Annotated in this window: 17 protein-coding genes, 4 pseudogenes and 1 riboswitch; of the genes and pseudogenes, 7 read left to right on the top strand and 14 right to left on the bottom strand. The window is 58.1% G+C overall.

Annotated elements, in window-relative coordinates; all coding sequences use genetic code 11:
- Positions 1-83 precede the first annotated feature (83 nt).
- From EC915_RS25565 to EC915_RS09415, 7 genes and pseudogenes are all read right to left on the bottom strand, one after another.
- A pseudogene (locus EC915_RS25565) lies at positions 84-1,016 on the bottom strand (sensor histidine kinase); the annotation flags it as partial.
- A gap of 356 nt (positions 1,017-1,372) precedes the next feature.
- Entirely contained in the window at positions 1,373-2,161 is a 789-nt protein-coding gene (locus tag EC915_RS09440) for an ABC transporter ATP-binding protein (RefSeq protein WP_133750267.1), read from the bottom strand.
- Positions 2,158-3,189 (bottom strand): iron ABC transporter permease, encoded by a 1,032-nt coding sequence (locus EC915_RS09435; RefSeq protein ID WP_133750266.1) that lies wholly within the window; start codon positions 3,187-3,189, stop codon positions 2,158-2,160. The genes EC915_RS09440 and EC915_RS09435 overlap by 4 nt, the downstream gene beginning before the upstream one ends.
- A 5-nt stretch (positions 3,190-3,194) precedes the next feature.
- Positions 3,195-4,211, bottom strand: a complete 1,017-nt coding sequence (locus tag EC915_RS09430) for an ABC transporter substrate-binding protein (protein WP_133750265.1) — start codon at positions 4,209-4,211, stop codon at positions 3,195-3,197.
- A gap of 144 nt (positions 4,212-4,355) precedes the next feature.
- A riboswitch (cobalamin riboswitch) is annotated at positions 4,356-4,555 on the bottom strand.
- 162 nt (positions 4,556-4,717) lie between these two features.
- Positions 4,718-5,440 (bottom strand): aspartate/glutamate racemase family protein, encoded by a 723-nt coding sequence (locus EC915_RS09425; protein ID WP_133750264.1) that lies wholly within the window; start codon positions 5,438-5,440, stop codon positions 4,718-4,720.
- A 23-nt stretch (positions 5,441-5,463) separates the two neighbouring features.
- Positions 5,464-6,969 (bottom strand): NCS1 family nucleobase:cation symporter-1, encoded by a 1,506-nt coding sequence (locus tag EC915_RS09420; protein WP_133750263.1) that lies wholly within the window; start codon positions 6,967-6,969, stop codon positions 5,464-5,466.
- Between the two features lie 321 nt (positions 6,970-7,290).
- Positions 7,291-8,286 carry an aldo/keto reductase gene (locus EC915_RS09415; RefSeq protein WP_133750262.1) on the bottom strand — a complete coding sequence of 332 codons (996 nt, stop codon included), beginning with the start codon at positions 8,284-8,286 and terminating at the stop codon, positions 7,291-7,293.
- A 287-nt stretch (positions 8,287-8,573) separates the two neighbouring features.
- On the opposite strand from EC915_RS09415, the gene EC915_RS24805 reads away from it, so the two are divergent.
- A complete protein-coding gene (locus EC915_RS24805) occupies positions 8,574-8,726 on the top strand; it encodes a hypothetical protein (protein ID WP_166650953.1) in 153 nt (50 codons plus the stop codon).
- Positions 8,727-8,812: 86 nt separating this feature from the next.
- Here the strand turns inward: EC915_RS24805 and EC915_RS09410 are convergent, their stop codons facing one another.
- From EC915_RS09410 to EC915_RS25220, 4 genes and pseudogenes are all read right to left on the bottom strand, one after another.
- A complete protein-coding gene (locus EC915_RS09410) occupies positions 8,813-9,571 on the bottom strand; it encodes an endonuclease/exonuclease/phosphatase family protein (RefSeq protein ID WP_133750686.1) in 759 nt (252 codons plus the stop codon).
- Positions 9,572-9,696: 125 nt separating this feature from the next.
- Positions 9,697-10,911, bottom strand: coding sequence for an MFS transporter (locus EC915_RS09405; RefSeq protein WP_133750261.1), 1,215 nt, complete (start codon positions 10,909-10,911; stop codon positions 9,697-9,699).
- 174 nt (positions 10,912-11,085) lie between these two features.
- Positions 11,086-12,672 (bottom strand): ABC-F family ATPase, encoded by a 1,587-nt coding sequence (locus EC915_RS09400; RefSeq protein WP_133750260.1) that lies wholly within the window; start codon positions 12,670-12,672, stop codon positions 11,086-11,088.
- A 12-nt stretch (positions 12,673-12,684) separates the two neighbouring features.
- Positions 12,685-12,913 (bottom strand): annotated as a pseudogene (locus EC915_RS25220) (hypothetical protein); the annotation flags it as partial.
- Between the two features lie 118 nt (positions 12,914-13,031).
- On the opposite strand from EC915_RS25220, the gene EC915_RS09395 reads away from it, so the two are divergent.
- Positions 13,032-13,352 carry a DUF1654 domain-containing protein gene (locus EC915_RS09395; RefSeq protein WP_133750259.1) on the top strand — a complete coding sequence of 107 codons (321 nt, stop codon included), beginning with the start codon at positions 13,032-13,034 and terminating at the stop codon, positions 13,350-13,352.
- Between the two features lie 170 nt (positions 13,353-13,522).
- Here EC915_RS09395 and EC915_RS09390 read toward each other — a convergent pair whose 3' ends face one another.
- The gene (locus tag EC915_RS09390; protein WP_133750258.1) at positions 13,523-14,377 is read right to left on the bottom strand and encodes a S24 family peptidase; all 855 of its coding nucleotides are present in this window, start codon (positions 14,375-14,377) and stop codon (positions 13,523-13,525) included.
- Positions 14,378-14,520: 143 nt separating this feature from the next.
- Between EC915_RS09390 and EC915_RS09385 the strand changes: the two genes are divergently transcribed.
- The 5 genes from EC915_RS09385 (at position 14,521) to EC915_RS09365 (ending at position 17,667) form a co-directional block, all read left to right on the top strand.
- Positions 14,521-15,123 (top strand): hypothetical protein, encoded by a 603-nt coding sequence (locus tag EC915_RS09385; RefSeq protein ID WP_133750257.1) that lies wholly within the window; start codon positions 14,521-14,523, stop codon positions 15,121-15,123.
- Positions 15,124-15,543: 420 nt separating this feature from the next.
- Positions 15,544-15,750 carry a Com family DNA-binding transcriptional regulator gene (locus tag EC915_RS09380; RefSeq protein ID WP_133750256.1) on the top strand — a complete coding sequence of 69 codons (207 nt, stop codon included), beginning with the start codon at positions 15,544-15,546 and terminating at the stop codon, positions 15,748-15,750.
- Positions 15,740-16,915: a cellulase family glycosylhydrolase gene (locus tag EC915_RS09375; RefSeq protein WP_133750255.1), complete on the top strand. Its 1,176-nt coding sequence runs from the start codon at positions 15,740-15,742 to the stop codon at positions 16,913-16,915. The genes EC915_RS09380 and EC915_RS09375 overlap by 11 nt, the downstream gene beginning before the upstream one ends.
- A 69-nt stretch (positions 16,916-16,984) precedes the next feature.
- Entirely contained in the window at positions 16,985-17,311 is a 327-nt protein-coding gene (locus EC915_RS09370; protein WP_133750254.1) for an MFS transporter, read from the top strand.
- Positions 17,308-17,667, top strand: a complete 360-nt coding sequence (locus EC915_RS09365) for a hypothetical protein (RefSeq protein ID WP_256658692.1) — start codon at positions 17,308-17,310, stop codon at positions 17,665-17,667. The genes EC915_RS09370 and EC915_RS09365 overlap by 4 nt, the downstream gene beginning before the upstream one ends.
- A gap of 422 nt (positions 17,668-18,089) precedes the next feature.
- On the opposite strand, the pseudogene EC915_RS09360 reads toward EC915_RS09365, so the two are convergent.
- Positions 18,090-18,460 (bottom strand): annotated as a pseudogene (locus EC915_RS09360) (integrase core domain-containing protein); the annotation flags it as partial.
- 44 nt (positions 18,461-18,504) lie between these two features.
- A pseudogene (locus EC915_RS09355) lies at positions 18,505-19,554 on the bottom strand (IS66 family transposase); the annotation flags it as partial.
- Between the last annotated feature and the right edge of the window lie 19 nt (positions 19,555-19,573).

Here is a 19,573-nt window from a genome sequence, read left to right as displayed (position 1 = left end):
GACACGCGCGTGGAGTTGGCGGAGCTGTCGAGAATCCGGGTAGCGGACTGGCTGATATGCTGAATCAGCCCGCGAATGGCCGTCAGGAACTGATTGAACCAGTTCGCCAGTTGCGCGGTTTCATCCTTACCGCGTATGGACAGGCTTTTGGTCAGGTCGCCTTCACCTTGTGCGATGCCCTCCAGGCCGCTGGCGACGCTGCGAATCGGACGCACGATGAGTGTGGCGAAGCTGGCACCGAGAATGGCGAAGACCACTGCCAATACCGCTGCAATGATCCCGATCAGCCAGGTCAGTCGTGTCGCCGAGCTCATGACTTCGCTCTGCTTGATCAAGCCGATGAAGCTCCAGCCCAGTTGATCGGAAGGGAACACGTTGGCCATGAAATGCTCGCCATTGATGTTGACTTTGATCAGCCCGGCCCCGGCCTTGGCCAGGTCACTGAAACCGCCGCCCAGCTCTGCGAGTTTCTTGAAGTTGTGTTCGGGTTGCTTCGGGTCGACCAGCACCGTGCCGTTGTTCTCGATCAGCATCAGATAACCGCTTTCGCCGAGCTTGATCTGCTTGACGATGGTCGTCAGCTGCTTGAGGGAAACGTCGATATTGACCACGCCACCAGCGTTGCCCAAGGCGTTATTGACGGCGCGAACCGTGCTCACGAGCACCGCATCGTCGCCGGCCCAGTAATAGGCGCTGGTGCGTAATGTCTTGCCCCGATTGGCCTGGGCTGTCTGATACCAGGGGCGCTGACGCGGATCGTAACTGGCCATTTTCGGATCGCCTGGCCAGAACGCATAACTGCCGTTTGCCAGCCCATAGGACACGTACGAGTAGGCCGGATGACTCTTGGCAATGCTGGCAAAGAAGTCGAACAGCTGTTTATCGACATCGGACTGTGGAATGTCGGGGGCCTGAGCGCTCATGTAGCTTTTCACGCCGTCCCCGGCACCTGTGACCAGCGGATGGGCCGCCAGGTAGTCGACGTTCTGGCTGATGCCTTCGAAAAACAGCTGCATCGCGTTGCTGACCTGACGTATCTCCCGGCCGCTGCTGTCGACGAAGCTGTTCTCGGCGTCGTTGCGCAGGTTGATAATGACCAGCGTTGCAACCAGGATGATGGGCAGGCAGGCAATCACTGCAAAGGCCCAGGTCAGTTTCTGTTTGATGTTCATCGGCGCTCCTGATTCGTTCTTGTGGGTCACGCGTGGGATTGTGCCGCTGGCAAAATCGATCAGGGCCGTGCGAGGAATGCAAAAGCATCTGATGGCATACCATTTTCGGCAGGCAGACGGATTTCTTGAGTGTTCAAGCGGGACGTCGCTGGCGTGCCCGACCTCAGCGGCCCATCAAGGCTTGGTCAGCTTGGCTGGACTTAAGGTGTGCGCAACCTCAGGATCCGCGCGCCATCGAACGGGTCCGTCAGCCAGTGCCCCAGAACGCCAAAGGTCTCAGTCAGGCGTTCCGGTGTCAGCACCTGGAAAGGCGAGCCCAGGGCTACCAGCCGTCCGTGATCCATCACCGCCAGGCGATCGCAGGCCAGTGCCTGATTCAGATCGTGCAGTGCAATGACGCTGGTCACCGGCAGTCGATGCACGAGCCTGAGGATCGACAGTTGCTGCTGGATATCCAGATGATTGGTCGGCTCGTCCAGCAGCAGAATCTGTGGCTTTTGTGCCAATGCACGGGCGATGTGAGCGCGTTGCCGTTCACCGCCTGACAGGGTGTGCCAGGCGCGCTCGCGCAGGGCTTGCAGGCTTACATCGGCAATGGCCTGATTAACGATGCGCGTATCTTCCTCACTCCAGGGTGCCAACGCGGACAACCACGGTGTGCGGCCCAGCTCCACGGCCTGCAGCAGACTGATTGAATCGCTGGTTTCAGCGTGCTGTTCGACGACCGCCAGACGTTGCGCGATGTCACGGCGGCGGATTGCCGACAGGGGCTGACCTTGCAGGAACACCTCACCCGCGCTGGGGGCCAGCAGCCCGGAAAGCAGTTTGAGCAAGGTCGATTTTCCCGAGCCGTTGGGCCCGATGATGCCCAGATTCTCCCCTGGCCGAATCGCCAGACTTACGTCGTTGAGCAACTGCGCACCCTTGACGCGGTAGCTCAGGTTGACCCCGCTGAGCACGCTGGTGACCTGATCGGTTCGCGCATTCATCGTGAGCGATTGCCTCGCAACAGAATGAGGGCGAACACCGGTGCGCCGACCAGTGCGGTGATGACGCCAATGGGCAGCACCTGACCCTTGATCAGTGTGCGCGAGAGGATATCGGCGGCGATCATGAACAGCGCGCCGCTCAGTGCACTCAGCGGCAGGACGCGCGCGTGCCGCACGCCGGCGATCATGCGCACGGCATGGGGAATCACCAGCCCGACGAAACCGATGGAGCCGACGATCGACACCATCACAGCGGTCACCAGTGCGGCGGTGGCGATCAGAATCGTCTGCACCCGGCGCACCGGAATGCCTAGCGACGCCGCTGAGTCGGCGCCAAAGGTGAATGCGTCCAGCGAGCGACGATGCCACAGGCACACCAGCAGCCCTGCGATGACCACCGGCACCGACAGCAGGACCGAGGTCCAGCGCACGCCGCTGAGATTGCCCAGCAACCAGAACATGATGCCGCGTGCCTGTTCGGCGCTGGCCGACTTGGTGATCAGGAACGAGGTCAAAGCGTTGAACAGTTGCGAGCCGGCGATACCCGCCAGAATGATCTGCCCGGTGGCGGTCTGACCCCGAGAGGACCGGGCGAGCAGGGCGACCATGGCAAACGCGGCAAGGGCGCCCACGAATGCGCCGGTGGACAGCGAAATTGCCCCGGCGCCCAGACCGATGATTGCCACCAGCACTGCACCGGTGGAGGCCCCGGCGGAAATCCCTAGCAGATAAGGATCGGCCAGTGCGTTGCGCAACAGCGATTGCAGCACCACGCCAGAGATCGCCAATCCGGCACCGCAGGCCGCCGCGACGATGGCGCGAGTCAGGCGGTAGTTCCAGACGATCCCTTCATCGATGGCATCCACCGCAAAACCTGCCGCCCACAGCTTGTTCGCCAGCACCTGGAATATCACCGGCAGGCTGATCGTCGTCTCACCAATGGCGACGCCCGCCAGCACTGCCATTAGCAGCAGCGCGCTGATCCATAAAGCGTGCAGCACACGCCCCGGCCATTGCCCGATGCTCATACGCCTCATTGATTGCCGGAGGCCTGGGCCAATTGCTCGATGCCGTCGAACAAGCGCACGCTGGACTCCATCGCGCTGGCGTCCATGATCACGATGCGGTTGTTTTTCACGGCGTCCATGCTGCGGGTAACCGGGTCGGATTTAAGAAAGGCCAGTTTCTTCTCATGATCGTCTGCCGGAAAGCGGCGGCGATCCATGCGTGCGATGACCAGTATCGTCGGGTTGGCCTTGGCGATGGTTTCCCACCCTACGGTTGGCCATTCTTCATCCGAATCGATGATGTTGTGGATACCCAGGGTCTCGAGCATGAAGTTGGGAATGCCTTTGCGCCCGGCCACGTAAGGGTCGACGTTGATATCGGGGCTTGAGAACCAGAACACGGCTGAGGCATTGCCCGCGTGCTTTTTGGCTTGCCCCACGGCCTTTGCCAGACGCGTTTTGTAGCTGTCGATCAACTGCTGTCCACGGTCCTGGACGTCGAAGATCTGCGCCAGCTGGGCGATGCTCTTGTACAGCGTGTCGATGCGGAAAGCTTTCAGCCGCGTGCCGTCGGCACCCACCAGATTGTTCTTGCCCTCGCAGTCGGAGGGCAGGAGATAGGTCGGGATCTTCAACTCTTGAAACTGCTGCCGGGTAGCGACTGCACCCTGCGGGCCGACCATCCATTCGAACTGAACCGGTACGAAGTCCGGGCGTTTGCCGATCACCGATTCAAAGCTCGGTGCATTGTCGGCCAGACGTTCGATCGGGTCGTTGGCAGGCTTGAACTCAGGCAGCACCTGGTTGAACCATAGCGAGGTGCCGACGATGTGCTGGCTCAGGCCGAGCGTGTAGAGCATTTCGGTCGCGGCCTGGCCGATGGTCACGGTCTTTTGTGGGACATGGTCGAAGGTCAGCGGCACACCGCAGTTATCAAGGGTCAATGGATAGTGCGTCGGCGCGGCAGATGCAGCGGGGGCCACGAGCGCTGCGCTGGACAGTGTCAGACCGGTAAACAATGTGGCGAAGCGGCGCAGCGACATCGAGGACTTCTCCAGTGAACCTGAGTATCGGCGGAGCAGGCATTGGAAAGCACACCCTGATGTAGCGCTTGAAAGGCAAGTCAAGCCGAAACTTGCGAGGGGCAAGCGACGCGCACGGGAGTCCTTCCCGGATACCCCGCCGGTGAGTGATTGACGCGTGCCGGCAGGTCTCCTGACTGGCGCGTCCTCGCCCTGCTTCGGCCTTCCCGGGAGAACCCAGTGGCAAACATGAAACAGGGCTCAGCGCCTACAGTTGCGGGGACAGTTCCGTTTGAGCCTTATAGAGGAAGGGCTCGCGGATTCCCTATTAATTCCGTGCGGAAACCGGCGGCGGGGATACTAAACGATTTGCGGGGGCGGGGCGAATCTTCAAAGCAGAAGCCGGCGCAGACGAATGCGCTGTTCTGACACACCGCATTCTCAGGATTTGCTGCCGCTTTGCGCTAAGTCGCGAGCAAGCTTGCTCCCAGGCCCTTCGGACATCGGCGGCAACACCCACTGGTGCGTTACAAGCTGAACGGCCAGCCGATCACCTTCTTGGGACGCGGCGTGGCATAGGTGCGCACCTTGGACGTTTTCAGGCCCAGACGCACCAACGATTCGGCCAGCGCGACCGCCGCGGTCACGCCGTCGACCACCGGAACCCCTGCACGCTCACGAATCAGTTGATCGAGTCCTGCCATGCCACCACAACCCAGGCAGATCACTTCGGCCTTGTCCTGGGTTACCGCTTCGACGGCCTGCCCGGCGATGGCCTCGAGCGCGCGGTCGGGCATCTCTTCCAGTTCCAGCACGCTCATACCGCTGGCGCGGACGGACGCACAGCGCTCGAACACCCCCGCCAGTTTCAGGCGGTCCTCGATCATTGGCACAGCGCGATCCAGTGTCGTCACCACCGAGTATTTGTGCCCCAGCAGCATTGCCAGGCTTGCAGCCGCTTCGGTGATGTCCACCACCGGCACCTCGAGCAGTTCCTGCAGACCCTCTCGGCCATGTTCCCCATAGCCTGCCTGAATCACCGCGTCGTAGGGTTGATCGTATGACAGCACCCTGTCCATCACGGCGATGGCCGCCAGGTAACTTTCGAAGTTGCCCTCCACGGATTCGGCGCCGAAGCGCGGAGTCAGGCCGATGATTTCAGTACCGGGGGACGCCACGCTGCGCGCCTGTTCGGCGATGGTCTGAGTCATCGACTGCGTGGTGTTCACGTTGACAATCAAAATACGCATGAGTAACGGCCTCTCGTTTGCGATCAATGCTGGGTCTCTTGTACGGCAATGGCCTCACCACTGACGTCGTTGAAGGTTTTGCGACGGTCGGCCAGCAGCAGGTACAACGCCGCGCCAATGGCCGCACCCATCAGCCACGAAAATGGCGATATCGAATCGAATGCTGGCGCCAGTGCAGTGATGGTGGAAATAAGCGCCGCCGGAATGAATGCCCACACCGCGCGCAGATTGACCCCGCGTGAGTAATGGTAGGCGCCGGTCGGGTCTTCGGTATAAAGCTGCGGCACGTCGACGCGGCCTTTGCGCAACAACCAGTAGTCCGCGGTGATCACGCCATACAGCGGGCCGAGCAGGGCGCCCAGACCTGACAGAAAATACACGATCACCACCGGGCTGTTGTAGAGGTTCCATGGCAGGATCAGCACCGCGACAGTCGCACTGAGCATCCCGGCGCGGCGAAATGTCAGGTAGCGCGGCGCCAGGCTGCTGAGCACGAATGCGGGAGCGACGAAGTTGGCCATGATGTTCACCGCGACCGTGACGATCAGAAATGCCAGGCAACCGAGCACCAGAAAGAAGGTATTGGGAATGGTCTTGATGATGTCGGTCGGGCTTTGGATGATCTGCCCATTGATGGAGAACTGCGCGCCGCAAATCAGCACCGTGATGCAGGCGAACAGCAGCACATTCACCGGCAGGCCCCAGAAATTGCCCTTGCGAATGGTTTTCCTGCTGGGTGCCGAGCGTGAGAAATCGCAGAAATTCAGGATCAACGTGCCGTAGATCGCCAGCCATAAAGCGCTCCCTGCAAAAATGCTGCGCCACATCTGCGCGCCCTCCAGAGGCGACTTGTTCGACCAGGCGATCTGCCCATGGGCCTGGGTGAACATCCAGCCTGCAAGGCTGGCGACCGTCAGCAGAATCACAGGACCGGCGAAGGCTTCATAGCGGCGCACCATCTCCATGCCGTAAGCGAGAATGACGAACTGCACCGCCCAGATGCTGGCGAAGCACAGCCAGCCCAGACTTGATAATCCCAGCCAAGCGTCGTGGTCATAACTGTCCAGCGCCGGATCCAGCGCGGTAAGCAGGACGCGCAGCACCACCGAAGCCAGATAGGTCTGAATACCGAACCAGGCAATGGCGATCACTGCGCGAATGAGCGCCGGAATCTGCGCGCCGAAGATGCCGAAGCTGACTCTGCTTATCACCGGGAACGGCACCCCGGTCTTTTGCCCCATGTCGCCGGTCAGGTTCATGCACAGATAAACCAGCACCGCGCCAATGGCCAGTGACAACACGATTTGCCAAGCCCCAAGCCCTAACGCAAAAAGGCCGATGGCGAAAGAATAGTTGGCGAGATTGTGTACATCATTGGTCCACAGAGCAAAGATGCTGTAGCCACCCCATCGTCTGCCTTCTCGCTTGCTGGGAGCAAGGTCGTGATTATAAAGACGGCTGCTGAGTCCCGGACATTCGGCAGTCGGGGAGGCGGCAAGGCTTGGATCGAGGGTGCTTTCAGTCGGCATGTTCAACAATCTCCGGCGCTATTTGTATTTGTTTTTGTATACAGTGCGCAGGCAAGACTAACGGAAATGACAGTTGAGTCAACGCGAAGATTACCGAGGATGCGGGGTGGGACGCTTAGGGCCTGAGGTGAAGAGCAGGGTCAGAGGCTCTAAATAAACACTGTGAGAGCGAATTCATACGCGAGAAGGCCGGTACATCCGATAGGTGTCCGGCGCCTGACGAATAGCCTCGCGAAGGAATTCGCTCCCACAGATCTGGGCCCCTCCTGCGGGAGCGAATTCATTCGCGAAAGGGCCCAGCCAGCCGAAGAGCCGGGCCGGTCAAGCCTTCATGGGTACCGGCGCCTGCGCGGCGATGAACCCTTGATCGCGCATCGCCTGCCAGAAACCATCGGGCACTTGGGCGTTAAGCGCGGCAATATCCTCAGCTATCCGCGATGGTCGGCTGGCGCCCGGAATCACGGCTGCCACCAGAGGGTTGGCGAGGACGAATTGCAGGGCAGCCGATTTGATATCGACCTGATACTGGCGAGCGATTTCCTGAATGTGCGCCACCTTGTCGAGCATGGCTTGCGGGGCTTCCTGATACTCGAAATGCTTGCCCCCCACCAGTACCCCCGAGCTGTAAGGACCGCCGACCACGAATTCAGCATTGTGCTCACGCGCCTTGGCGAACAGACGTTGCAGCGGCTGGTCGTGGTCGAGCAGTGAATACCGGCCGGCTAGCAGGAAGCCGTCCGGTTGCGCTTCGCTCAGATCCAGCGTCAGCTCGCACGGCTCCACCCGATTCACACCCAGACCCCAGGCCTTGATCACGCCTTCTTCGCGCAAGCGGGTGAGGGTGCGGAAAGCACCTTTGCGAGCGACGTTGAAATGCTCGATCCACTCATCGCCATGAGCGTCCTGAGCGACGTCGTGGACAAACACGATGTCCAGCCGGTCAGTGTTCAGGCGTTTGAGGCTGGCCTCGATGGAGCGCAGCGTTGCATCGGCCGAATAATCGGTGAGGATCTTGTTCTTCAGCCCCTCGGTGAACGGTCCGCTGCGGGCTTGGGTATCAAGCTCGTCCGAAATCAGCCTGCCGATCTTGGTGCTGAGGGTGTATTCATCGCGCGGCACATGGGCCAAGGCCCTGCCTAGCCGTTGTTCGGACAGGCCAGCGCCATAGATCGGTGCCGTATCGAAATAGCGAACGCCCTGATCCCAGGCCGATTGCACGGTGGCGGCGGCTTCCTCTTCAGAGATGTTGCGGAACATGTTGCCCAAAGGCGCGGCACCAAAGCCAAGGTGACCGATGATCTTGTCGTGCAGACTCATGAAAATATCCTGTCTGGCGTCGTGGAAGATTGGTGTAAGCGCTGTGAAGTGAGCGCCTGATGTTCGTGTACTGATCGTCCATCGAAGCAGTAGTTCGAATGACGTGCATCAAGCGGCAGTGACTCGACTCCGTGGGAAGTGTCATTGTCTGGCAGCAAGGGAGGCTTGATCCGGGACCGGCCTGGCAGCTCGGTGCGGACGCGGTACGTTGAACCATCAGCCTAGACGGGGCTCAATCAATCAGACCCCAGGCGCGAAAATATCCGCCTCAACACGAGGAAATTGTCATGAACACACACTCGCACAGCACCTTTACCGGCGAGACGGATGAAGATGTGATTGACCCTGCTAAAGACATCGATAACGACCCGGGCAATGAGGACCCCGGCTCGCAGCTGGATCGCGAGGCGACGGTGCCGCTCATCGATCCAGACGAATAACAGACAAAAGGCGTTGGCTATAGCCCTTGCTGCGTTCCGGCACGTGGCCGGATGACGAATCCATTGCGTGCCCAGTTGACATTGCTTTACATGTGCACTTCCACCGTGAGTGGCAGGTGATCCGAAAGGTGCGTCCATGGCCGGGTTCCAAGAATCTTCGGGTCGTGGCTGGTGGCGTTGCGCAGGTATATTCGGTCCAGACGCAGCAGTGGAAAACGCGCCGGGTAGGTTTTCGCCAGCCGCCCATGGCTGTGCTCAAACGCTTCATGCAGATACGTACAACGCGCCAGGCGCTTGTTGCCTTGCAGTTGCCAGTCGTTGAAGTCTCCGGCAATCACGACCGGCGCGTGTTCAGGTAATGAGTCCAGCAGTGCGCAAAGCAAATTCAACTGCAACTGGCGGTGGCTTTCCAGCAAACTGAGGTGCACGCAGATCGCATGCACTTCGTCATGCCCCGGCACCTGTAACACGCAATGCAGCAGACCACGTCGTTCTGGACCCGTAATGGAAATATCCAGGTTGCGGTAATGCAGAATCGGGTACTTGGACAGAATGGCATTACCGTGGTGGCCTTCCGGGTAAATGGCATTACGACCGTAGGCAAAGTCGCTCCACATGCTGTCAGCAAGAAACTCGTACTGGGAAGTTACAGGCCAGTCGTCGTAACGGGTGGCGTGACCATCGTGGCCACCCAGCACTTCCTGCAAAAAGACCAGATCGGCGCCAGTGCTGCGCACGGCCTCGCGAAGCTCTGGCAGGATGAAGCGCCGGTTCAGCGCCGTGAAGCCTTTGTGTGTATTGACGGTCAGTACACGCAGCTTGTGGACGTCTTGTGCAGCCGCCATGTTCGTGGGAGGTAGATTGATGCCTGGGTCGGAGGTCACACGCACGCTCCTTTTTGCATTGTGAGGGGATTGATGTTTCCGACCGCCTGGAGTCGGGGCGGTTCAGCTTTTCGGCCGCAACAGGGTCATACCCGCGTGTCTACGCCGGGACGACGCGACAGCAGCAGCGTGAGGCCCAACGCGAGCACTGAAAGCACGGCAGCAAAGAAGAAAATCCAGCCGTAACCCATGCCTAGCGCGATCGCTCCCATCAGGGGGCCGGCGATTGCCAGTGCCAGGTCGAAAAATACTGCGTAGGCGCCCAGGCCAGCGCCGCGGCTGCTGTTGGGCACTTGCTTGATCGCTTCAACGCCAATGGCCGGATACACAAGAGACAGGCCAAACCCCGTCAACCCCGCTCCCATCAACGCAGTCGTAGTGTTGGGTGACAGCCAGAGGGCCAGTAGCCCGATGGTTTCGACCGACATGCAGGCGATGGCCGAAGCGAAGCCACCGAAGCGGGTGATGGCGTTGATAAAGAACAGTCGGGCGAGGATGAAACAGATACCAAAGACCGTCAGGCACCAAGCCGCACCTTCCCAGCCTCGGCTGACGTAATACAGCGTGATGAACGTAGTCAGGGTGCCGTAACCGATGGACGATAAGGTCAGGCTCAGGCCATAGGGCGCCACTCGACCGAACACCGACCAGAATGCCATTCGTTCGCCGCGCACTACGGGCACCGGCGGCTTGTTGCGGATCAGCAGCAGCGCGCCGACTGCCAACACCGTAAGCACCAGCCCCAGGCTGACGAACCCTAATGCGTCGACCATCACTACGCCCAGCGGAGCGCCGATGGCAATGGCGCCGTACGATGCAATCCCGTTCCAGGAAATCGAGCGTGCCGTGTGCTCGGCCCCGACCTGGCCGATGCACCAGCTGATCGTGCCCACACCCACCAGGCCCTGCGAGCCACCCAGGATCAGACGGGCGACGATCAGGATGATCAGGCTGGTACTGGCGAATTTCTCCAGCAACACCGCGAGTGCCGTCAGTCCGCCGCTCAGCGCAATCCCCGCAAGACCGTAGACGATTGCCCGTTTGGTGCCGATGGTGTCGCAAATTCTGCCCGCCACTGGACGACTGAACAGCGTGGCCAGGTACTGTGAGCCGATTACCAGTCCCGCAACCACCGCACTGAACCCCAGCTGGTTGTGAACGTAGCCGGGCATGACCGCGATAGGCAGGCCAATGCACAGAAACGCAATGAACGTATAAAGGACGATAGAAACGATCTGCAAAGTGATCGTCATTGAACTGGCGTTCGGCGCAGGCGTATTCGGCGGCAGGGCGGCGGACATGGGACTCTTCGCTGGAGCGGTGGGAGTGCGCCATCATCGCCCGTGAAGCGTGGAAATGAAAGCAGGCTAACGTTTTAATCCGGCCTCAATGAACAGCGAACGCTGCTGAAAACCCTTGCCTGAAAACAGAAAGCCCCGTCATGAACGGGGCTCTCGGGTAGTGCGCAGCGCTGTTTAGAGCACAACGCCCTGGCTGCGCAGGTAATCGTCGTACGTGCCGCTGAAGTCAGTGACGCCATTGGGGCTCAACTCGATGATTCGAGTGGCCAGAGACGATACGAACTCACGGTCGTGACTGACGAAGATCAACGTGCCCGGATAGTTTTCCAACGCCAGGTTAAGCGCTTCGATGGATTCCATGTCCAGGTGGTTGGTCGGTTCGTCCATCAACAGCACGTTTGGCTTTTGCAGGATCAGCTTGCCAAACAGCATACGGCCCTGTTCACCACCGGAGATGACCTTGACCGACTTGAGAATCTCATCGTTGGAGAACAGCATGCGCCCCAGCGTGCCACGGATGATCTGTTCGCCCTGAGTCCACTGACCCATCCAGTCGAACAGACTGACATCGTCTTCAAAGTCGTGTGCATGGTCCTGAGCGTAGTAGCCCAGCTCCGCGCTTTCGGTCCATTTCACCGAGCCTGCGTCCGGCGTCAACTCACCCATCAGCGTGCGCAGCAGGGTGGTTTTACCAATGCCGTTCGGGCCAATGATCGCCACGCGCTCGCCGGCTTCGACCGTGAAGCTGAAATTCTTGAACAGCGTTTTGCCATCGAAACCCTTGGACATCTGCTCGATGGTCACGGCCTGGCGATGCAGCTTTTTGGTCTGCTCGAAACGGATGAATGGGCTGACGCGGCTCGACGGCTTGACCTCGGTCAGCTGGATCTTGTCGATCTGCTTGGCGCGGGAGGTGGCTTGTTTGGCTTTCGAGGCGTTGGCCGAGAAGCGGCTGACGAAGGTCTGCAGTTCGGCGATCTGTGCTTTTTTCTTGGCATTGTCCGACAGCAATTGCTCACGGGACTGGGTCGCCGCGGTCATGTACTCGTCGTAGTTGCCCGGGAACAGGCGCAGCTCGCCGTAATCCAGGTCGGCCATGTGGGTGCAGACGCTGTTCAGGAAGTGCCGGTCGTGGGAAATGATGATCATGGTGCTGTTACGCGCCGTGAGGATGGTTTCCAGCCAGCGAATGGTGTTGATGTCCAGGTGGTTGGTCGGTTCGTCGAGCAACAGCACCTCCGGATTGGAAAACAGCGCCTGAGCCAGCAGCACACGCAATTTCCAGCCCGGTGCAACCTCGGTCATCGGGCCGAAATGCTGTTCCAGTGGAATGCCCAGACCCAGCAACAGCTCGCCGGCGCGGGATTCTGCGGTGTAACCGTCCATTTCGGCGAATTCGGTTTCCAGTTCGGCAACGGCCATGCCGTCGTCTTCGCTCATTTCAGGCAGCGAATAAATTCGGTCGCGCTCGGCCTTGACCTTCCACAGTTCCTCGTGACCCATGATCACCGTGTCGAGCACGCTGAACTGCTCATACGCGAACTGATCCTGGCGCAGCTTGCCCAGGCGCACGTTCGGTTCGAGCATCACCTGACCGCCGGAGGGTTCAAGGTCACCGCCCAGAATTTTCATGAAGGTGGATTTGCCACAGCCATTGGCGCCGATGAGGCCATAGCGATTGCCGTTGTTGAATTTGACCGAAACGTTCTCGAACAGCGGCTTGGCGCCGAACTGCATCGTGATGTTAGCTGTGGAAATCAATTACTTTACCTATCAAGGGGTTACAGGTTGCTGATTCTGGCCTTGGACCAGCGATGGACCAGTCTTTAGCTTTTCCATCTCACCCCAATCGCCGCTGGAGCTGATCCAGCGGGCATACGTCGAAGGCGACATCTGCACGTTATGGCTGAGCTGCTGGGAAATGAATGCGGGGGTTCATGCCAGACATTCTGCGTATTGTCGCATAGGTGTGACGACAGTTGTACGGGGGACGGTGTCGCACCCGAGCTCCTCAAGGTCAGTACCCGTGATTTATCGAGCCGAGGTGTTTACGTCAGGTTTTGCAATACGCTATGCTTTGTGTGGTACTGTACATGCATACAGCAATCATGGAGTAGCTGATGACCCGCCCACAAAAGCAGACACTGCAAGATCATCCGACAATGCCCGGGATAGAGCGGCTGAACCTCAGGGTTTCGAACATGATCAACCATCCCATGGCCCAGGATCAGCGGTGGGTGACGATTCACCGCCTGGATACGGACGGCGACAGGGAATGGCATGAGGTGATGGGCGTGCTGTCCGAAACGGACGGAATAGAAATGACATTCAACGAGGAGGATAAGTCGGTCACTTTGAAGTGGGAGGCGTCTTCAGAAGCGGATCTCCACGTACAGGCTCATGACGAATTCGTGATAGTTGAAGAGTCAGCACCCTTCTGACCAGGATTTAAACCTGAAGGTCGACCTCTATCAAAAAAGAGCGGCGCGAACCTTGCTGACCAGAGCCCCACCCAGACAATGCACGGCCGCTGGGGGCGTCGGAATCAGTAGGGCGAACACATCCCTTGGGCTGCCTAAACGCTGAGGCCATATGACGTGAAGAACCTGAGCTAAGCCTTTCTGGCATTCCAGATAAGCAACACTTTCGCGTGAATCGTTACGTCAGCGATCCTTGCTGTCTGGTTTTCGTAATGCGGGTTGTCCGAGATCAACCGGTAGTGTTCTTCGTCCAAACGCATGACGCGCTTGATGTACAGCTCCTGATGCCAGGTCATGACATAAATACCTTCACCGACGAAGTCTTTCACGCCGCGGTCGACAATGACGAGATCCTTGTCGTTGATCGTGCCTTCCATTGACTGGCCCCAACCGGTGATCATCGCCAGCGCGCTTGCAGAAGTGTAGGTCACACCCTTCTCGCGAAGAATTTCTTCGCGCACCACCAGATTTCGGACTGCCTGGTTGTACTCGGGCGGGACCTGCCCATGGCCCATTGCAGCACGGATGTCGTACTGGGGAATCAGGATTTCTTCGTGGGTGGGTCGCAGGCTGGCCAGCTTCGCAGTCAGAACGTTTGTCGGGCCCTGCTCGGGCTCTTCTGCAGCGGCAACAATTCGATCACGTGCCTGCACAGACAAGCCTCTCACTCTGCTGAGCATGCGTTTTACCTGGTCGGTGGCTGAGGAGGGCGGTTCAACAGTTGCTGCAGTCCCTGCATCTGGTGCTTCGTCCGGCGAGCGCGTCGACGGTTCTTCAGCCGGTATCGAGTCAAACCAGCCACGCGGCAAACCCTCAACCGCCTCGATGCGACGAGCGACATCATCACCCAGATTTTTTGCTGTTTTGGTGGAGAGAACCTGACTCAGGTGCGCAGGCGCCATCCCCCAGCGATCAGCGCAGGCGCCTTTTTTTTGGTTTCCGATCAGTTTGACCAATTGGTGTTTGCGAATTGCGTAGATGTCCATGGGTGCCAGAATGCCATCCTTTAGCTCTTTGCTAAACGCACTATAAGCTAAATAATATCTTGCTACAAATTTAGCCTTGGGCTAATTTTTGTCTTTGTATACGGCCCGGATTGGCCAAAGACCCAAGCTCAAGGAGAAAGCCGATGCTGTATTCTACCGTTTTGAGCGCCGTCGTATCGGCTCTCGGCACTGAAGCCGCGGACAACACCAGCAAGCAGGCCTGGCAAAAGCTTTACATCGCGCCCGACCGTTTGAGGGCGGATCGAGGCAGGCTGTCGCCGTCAAGGCTCGATGGTATGGATCGTCGGGCAGTCGATTGCTGGATCTACGCTCGGCTGCAGTCACAACTGATCACGCGTCACTGGAATGCACTGATGGCGAAGTTCAGCGTACACAAAGGCAAAAAGGTACACGCTATTGGTGAGCTGGTGCCTTTGATGGCTTCGCACGCGCCGCAGCTGTTTCTCTATAAGGCTGTCACCGCCTGGGCCATCCCGCCGTTACTAGGCGCCAAGGTTATAGCCGACCGCGAGCAACAGAATGTAAAGCGCTCAACTGACATGATCGTGCTGCCGGAGACGTTTTATGACATCAGTACCTGGGATCCACAGGGGTTGAATCGAACCACCTATTGGCGGTGGAAGAAAGCGATAGATATCGCGTTGGAGGCGCTGGTGAAGGACGCGCTGAAATCAGCCGAAGCCGTACTGATTCACGAAGGCGTGCTTCTTTCAAAAACCGGTTGACACCTGTGCATCCATACAGTATTCTTTATCCATGCTGTTACTTCTGCGTAGATAAGACTACGCCACAAGCCCCGCTAGAGAAATCTGCCGGGGCTTCGTCATATGTGCTTATTGGAGCCTGAATATAACGAGAGCAGAGACCGCTCTGCGTCTCGAATTATTCATGTGCTCTTGGCCCTGTTTGAGCGGCCACTTCCTTCTAAAGCTCGGTGTCCTCCGAGGGTTTTTACCGATTGCTTGAAAACAAAGCCCCGAGACTCGGGGCTTTTTATTTAGTAGTGCAAAAAAAGAGGCACACGGTGTAGGGCAGTTCTAACCCTCAAGTTCGAACTCAGATCGCAAAACCTTACTGCGCCCCGGCCAAGACCCTTCACCGCTCAGGGGGGCGTGACGCATTCTGGAAAAACAGAGGCTTTGCATATGTTGAAAGATTACAGATGTGGAAAGTGCAAAAGACTTCTCGCCCGAATCGGCGAGATGACCGAGCTCCAAATCAAATGCGCCCGTTGCGGGACGTTGAATCATGTGCGGGCCACGAGCCCCGAGCTATCGCCATTGAGCGCCAGCGGTACCGCGTCCGTTACGCGGCTAACTCGATCGACTCAAGGTGCACAAAATGTCCAATAGCAGCTCAGCAATCGCCCAGCTCACCAATATCCCTCTGGTAGGGATCAACCTGGGCTCCGTTGCCAACGCCGGTCAGATCCTTCCGGGTTCAGCCGGCACCCATTATCAATGGCCTACCCGGGCCACCATCACCCATTGGGTGAAGGACCTCGGTGTGCGACTTATCCGGTTCCCCTTCGAACTGCAGCGTGCCATCGAACTTTCTTCGACGGATGGACTTCCGGGCCAAGGGGCAAGTCTGAAGCAAGACTTCATCGATAATTGGAAAGTGATGTTGAAGGCGATTCACGATGACTCCAATGGTGAAGCCAGGATCATTCCTGACCCGCATCACTACATGCGCCTGCATCGTTATGAAACCGACAACTACGGGCAATTGACCGGCAGCCTTTATCCTCCGGAAAAAGCCGGTAATCAATCCGGCTGGAAGGTGACCGAGCAAGTCCTGATCCAAGACGGTAACGCTGTCGGTGGAGGATCGTGGAGTGCAGTCCATTTGGCCAACTTCCACCAAAAACTGGTTGTTGCCTGCGACGACCCGATGGTGCTGGGTTGGGGCCTGGGTAACGAGCCTTATTCCTTCACCAGCAATGCCTGCGCAAAGGATTACATCACTCTGCCCAACCTGGAAACGTTGTACATCAACACCATGAACACGGTTCTCCAGGCCCTTCGCAACAGTTCCAAAAAGCCGGTTTTCATCTGCGGTCTGGAGTACGCAAGCGCCAAGTACTGGTCGAGCGTTTCGGCGAATCTGCAATCGAAAATCGTCGATCCGGCGAACGCCATCGTCTGGGAGGCTCATGGCTATGCTGACGTTGATGGCAGTTCCAGTGGTGCTTATAACGGCGATAACACTCAGATATCGTCCACCGCATTGCGCGATAATATCGTTGGCCCGTTCCTTACCTACGCCAAAACCAACAAGATGGCAGCATTTATCGGCGAGACTGGCATTCCGCCGACCGATGCCGGTCGCACTGCCTTGAAAAACCTGCTTGAAAAAGCCAAAGCCGAAAAGACTCCACTTACCTTGTGGGTGGCCGGCCCTGGCACCGATGGGGAAAAAATGAGCCTTGAAGCCAGCAACCATGCAACCACGGTCACCATGGTTCAGCCTTACTTTGCCGAGCGTATCGCTCAGTGGGGTTACGCCCAGGCATAACTTGGGTGCCACGACACGGGAGCCCCGCATTTTGCGGGGCCTTTTCATGCCCAGTATGGAGTCGAGCGCATGGAGATCTTTCACCGGCTGCTCGACAAGTTCGACTGGCTGATTGCAGGACTATTGGGTGCCCTTGTCGCCACGCGCTGGCACAAGGAGGATCTGACCGACTGGAAGTCCTGGCTGTTGTTTCTCTTCACGGGCATGGCGTGTGCCCACTACCTGACCGGCATGGTCAGTGCTTATTTCGGAATTATCGAACCACGCACTGAAGCCGGAATTGGCTTCCTGCTGGGTACCTTTGGCGGATCGCTCATGGCCGCAATTACCCGGGCTATCAAGGCCGCAGACCTGTGGTCATTTATCCGAAGCAAATTCGGAGGACCCAGCCCATGATATTCGAGTACCTGAACGCATACGCCGCAGGCTTCATTGCATGCTGGGCTACCTGGTGCGCGCTGAACGGCAAGATCCGGGACGGTGTCATTGGCAAAATCCTATACGCAGTGATCGCCATCAGTGGCTATGCGGTCCTTGCGCTGTCTGACCCTCTCTTCTTCACGACAAATCCAGCAGGGATGACGATGCATGTCGCGATGGCTCTGGCCGGACTGCGTCACATGTTCATGGTCACCTGCTGGCCCAAAATGAAACGCTGGAGAAGCGCGCGGCCCGATCGTGAAGGCTGTTTACGTGATAACCGTTTCGGCTGTCAGCCTGGAAAGATCGAGCGTCGAAGCGAACGCCGCTAGCTGACCGATTGGTTAGATAAATACCCATCGTTTCTGGAGAGAAATTTGCTGAACTCGGCTGTACGGCCAGCATCCATTCATCCATCTCAGACGTAGAGAGTAGTTGCGATGGATGATGAATTGGATTTCGTGACCGACCTTCAGTTTTTGGGCGGCTTGGTGCTGATTGCAATCTTTACGGCGGTGACCTGGATGATTTTCTAAGACAGTGCCACCTGTTCGCATGCATCCGTTTTGTAGCTTGGCACAAGCCATGATCAGCATGGTCTCAGCGGTATCGTCTTGACGGTACCGGGGCCGGATTAAAACGACGTTGCAAGCTGTATCCGTATCACCACTTGCGCTTTTAATGGTCCGCCAGTGACAACGTTTTTCAAGGTAGTTGTCGCGTCAACCGTATAACTATGCCGTCCTTTCTCGACCTGCTGCTCTCGATCCGGGTTCAACAGTACGGTACCGATCGGCTTCCAGTTACGCGTTCTACCCGACCACCGTTCCGGCTTTTTCTCTTTGGTTCGCTCGTACAACTCATGTCGCTGGGCCAGGATCTGATCATCCAGTCCCCGATGCCGCTCAGTCGGCGTGACGAAGCGGATACGGCTATGTCGGTGTTCGTCGTTGTACCAACGCATGAAATCCCTCACCCAGGCCCGTGCGGCGTTCAAACTGGCAAAACCATCCTGCGGCCATTGCGGGAGTATTTCAGTGTTCTAAACAGCGACTCCGAGTAGGGATTGTCGTTGCTGACACGCGGTCGTCCCCGCGAAGGCGTAATGCCCAGGTCGTACATTTGTAAGCGCTCCATAAACCCCACCGAACTCAATATGGGTGGCGCGCTCAGCTAGGCGATGTGGGTGAGCAGTTCCACGGCAGCAACGCTTCGTAATCTTCAACAGACGACGCCTGCGGCAGCCGCTCAAGCACGTGGCGCAGCCACGTATAGGGCTCTTGGCCGTTGACCTTGGCGGTCTCAACCAAGCTGTAGATCTGTGCACTGGCGGTGGCGCCTTTGGGCGTGTCGCTGAACAGCCAAGCCTTGCGCCCGATCACAAACGGCTTTATCGCTCTTTCGGCGGCATTGTTGTCGATCGGTAAAAAACCGGCTTCCACGTAGCGTTTTAGTCGGCTCCAGTTGTTAGCCAGGTAGTTCACTGCCTTGCCCAGTACACTTTGTGGCGTTACTTGGGACTGCGTTTTATCCAGCCAGCTTTTCAACTGCGTCAGGATCGCCAGGCTCTTTTCCTGACGGCCGATAAACCGCTGCTCGTCGCTGCCATCTTTTAGTTCACGCTCGATGCCGTACAGCTTGTTGATCATTGTCAATGCGATATCTGCACGCCCAGTCTTGCCCTTGGGCTGCACTTTCTGTGCTTCCACGAACTTGCGCCGGGCATGAGCCATACACGCCAGGCGCTCCACGCCCGGTTGCAACGCCAACGCGTTGTAACCCGCGTAATCGTCGGTCATCACATAGCCACGATAACTTTCCAGCAGGCGCAACGGCACTTCCTGCGCACGGCTGGAGGTGTAGTCAAACAGCACGACTTTTCTGTCCGGCGGCCCACTGGCCTGCACCCACATCCAGGATTGGCTGGTTGGGTCTCGATCCGGTTCTTTCAGCACCTGAACGCGGGTTTCATCGCAGTGAATGACCGGGCTCTCCAGTAGCCGGTCGCGCATCAGACTCAACAACGGTTGCAGATGCTCGCCGGACTGGATAACCCAGCGGGCCAGGGTTTGACGCGGGATTTCTATGCCGTGGCGGCTCAGCATTGTCTCGAAACGATGCAACGGCAAGCCGTCGACATACTTGGTGGTCAGAAGCATGGTCAGCACGCTCGGGCTGGCCATGCTCTTTTCGATCAACTGCGCAGGCTTGTCCATCACAGGGACGGCTTTCTCTTGC

Origin of the sequence: Pseudomonas sp. LP_7_YM (assembly GCF_004364435.1) — a bacterium.
Lineage (GTDB): Bacteria > Pseudomonadota > Gammaproteobacteria > Pseudomonadales > Pseudomonadaceae > Aquipseudomonas.
This window is presented reverse-complemented; position numbering and strand designations above follow the sequence as displayed.

Excerpts from the sequence above, each read along its gene's own strand:
- EC915_RS09440 (WP_133750267.1), bottom strand. The coding sequence starts at position 2,161 with ATGAATGCGCGAACCGATCAGGTCACCAGCGTGCTCAGCGGGGTCAAC.
- EC915_RS09435 (WP_133750266.1), bottom strand. The coding sequence starts at position 3,189 with ATGAGCATCGGGCAATGGCCGGGGCGTGTGCTGCACGCTTTATGGATC.
- EC915_RS09430 (WP_133750265.1), bottom strand. The coding sequence starts at position 4,211 with ATGTCGCTGCGCCGCTTCGCCACATTGTTTACCGGTCTGACACTGTCC.
- EC915_RS09425 (WP_133750264.1), bottom strand. The coding sequence starts at position 5,440 with ATGCGTATTTTGATTGTCAACGTGAACACCACGCAGTCGATGACTCAG.
- EC915_RS09420 (WP_133750263.1), bottom strand. The coding sequence starts at position 6,969 with ATGCCGACTGAAAGCACCCTCGATCCAAGCCTTGCCGCCTCCCCGACT.
- EC915_RS09415 (WP_133750262.1), bottom strand. The coding sequence starts at position 8,286 with ATGAGTCTGCACGACAAGATCATCGGTCACCTTGGCTTTGGTGCCGCG.
- EC915_RS24805 (WP_166650953.1), top strand. The coding sequence starts at position 8,574 with ATGAACACACACTCGCACAGCACCTTTACCGGCGAGACGGATGAAGAT.
- EC915_RS09410 (WP_133750686.1), bottom strand. The coding sequence starts at position 9,571 with ATGGCGGCTGCACAAGACGTCCACAAGCTGCGTGTACTGACCGTCAAT.
- EC915_RS09405 (WP_133750261.1), bottom strand. The coding sequence starts at position 10,911 with ATGTCCGCCGCCCTGCCGCCGAATACGCCTGCGCCGAACGCCAGTTCA.
- EC915_RS09395 (WP_133750259.1), top strand. The coding sequence starts at position 13,032 with ATGACCCGCCCACAAAAGCAGACACTGCAAGATCATCCGACAATGCCC.
- EC915_RS09390 (WP_133750258.1), bottom strand. The coding sequence starts at position 14,377 with ATGGACATCTACGCAATTCGCAAACACCAATTGGTCAAACTGATCGGA.
- EC915_RS09385 (WP_133750257.1), top strand. The coding sequence starts at position 14,521 with ATGCTGTATTCTACCGTTTTGAGCGCCGTCGTATCGGCTCTCGGCACT.
- EC915_RS09380 (WP_133750256.1), top strand. The coding sequence starts at position 15,544 with ATGTTGAAAGATTACAGATGTGGAAAGTGCAAAAGACTTCTCGCCCGA.
- EC915_RS09375 (WP_133750255.1), top strand. The coding sequence starts at position 15,740 with ATGTCCAATAGCAGCTCAGCAATCGCCCAGCTCACCAATATCCCTCTG.
- EC915_RS09370 (WP_133750254.1), top strand. The coding sequence starts at position 16,985 with ATGGAGATCTTTCACCGGCTGCTCGACAAGTTCGACTGGCTGATTGCA.
- EC915_RS09365 (WP_256658692.1), top strand. The coding sequence starts at position 17,308 with ATGATATTCGAGTACCTGAACGCATACGCCGCAGGCTTCATTGCATGC.